Raw genomic sequence first — 1,288 nt, 5'->3', positions numbered from 1 at the left:
GTGCGGTCCAGGGCCATCCACATCTTTTGCGAGAACAGGGTTTCGTCGCATTCGATCTGGGTGGTCAGCAGCCAGCTCTGGCAAGTGGTCAGTACGGCGGCGTATTCGCGGGTGTCGCCATTGTTGTCGGTGACCGCAAAACGGCCGCCCGGTGCATGGGCGATTTTTTTCACGCCGGAGCGGGGCGCGCCCCGGTGCAACGATTTGAGGCTTGTGCCTTCAGGCCAGTGCACGCAACGTTCCGGCACATGACGCCAGATCCCTTGTGGTACTTGCTCGACGCCGCCGACCACCAGGTGCTGGTGATCGTCGCAGTTGGTCATGACCACGCGGAAGATTTCCAGCATCGAATTCGGGAAGTCGGAGTCCCAGCCGCCAGTGCCGAAGCCGACCTGGCCGAACACTTCGCGGTGGTGGAACGACAGTTTGGCGAACGCTTTTGACGTGGCGACGAAGTCGTAGAAGGTGCGGTCGTCCCACAGAGGCACCAGGGTATTCCACAGTTCTTTCAGGCGGGGCACGTCGCGGTCGCGGATGGCCTGCTGGATGTCGCCGAAGCGCGATCCTTCCTCCAGCGCATCAGCCCAGGCGTCAGCCACTTCCTGGAACAAGGCAGGAAGATCCGCCAATTTTTGTGCGTAATGGGTTTGGCCTTCCAGATCGATCACGGTGCTGCCGGAGGCAGGCGTTAGCGGGTTAGGGAAGGGTTTTGTCTCTAGACCCAGCTTGTCGACGTAGTGATAGAACGCGGTAGATGACACCGGAAAACGCATGCCGCCCAGCTCGGCAACGATGCCATCAGTCCCGTTGAAGGCCTGAGAACGCAGGCGACCGCCCATTTTCGAGGCTTCGTAGACAACCGGTTTCAGGCCCAGCTTCATCAGCTCGTAGGCGGCCACAAGGCCGGCAATCCCGCCACCGACAATCGCCACTTCGGCACCGTGATTGTGCTCGGGAATGCTGCCCAAACCGGCCGGGTGTTCGATCCAGTCGTCAAAGGCGAAAGGAAAGTCCGGGCCGAAAATGGTGACTGGTTTCTTACCGTCTGCAGGGTGGCGATTGTTCTTGTTCATGGCTGACCTTACTGGCGACCCGACGCGGAATGCGCATCTGAGTATAGGAAAAGATGCCAGCCATTCTAGAGAGCGATGAACACGTTAATAAGACGCAAAGTGTCGTCGTTTTGATGATTTAACATTCAATATGACGATGTTGATACGCACACTGACCACTGTAGGAGCGAGGCTGCCCTAATGCTGGTCAGTTAAGGCATTTGTAGGAGCGAGCT

At 58.2% G+C, this 1,288-nt stretch carries 1 protein-coding gene; it reads right to left on the bottom strand.

Translation table 11 applies throughout. The features are described from left to right. Positions 1–1,073: flavin monoamine oxidase family protein (locus ACRESJ_RS27615; protein ID WP_431760694.1), on the bottom strand; the 1,073-nt coding region annotated here is incomplete at its 3' end. Positions 1,074–1,288 lie beyond the last annotated feature (215 nt).

This window comes from Pseudomonas sp., from assembly GCF_050739655.1.
GTDB lineage: Bacteria > Pseudomonadota > Gammaproteobacteria > Pseudomonadales > Pseudomonadaceae > Aquipseudomonas.
The sequence above is the reverse complement of the archived record's forward strand: the minus strand, read 5'-3'. Positions and strand labels throughout refer to the sequence as shown.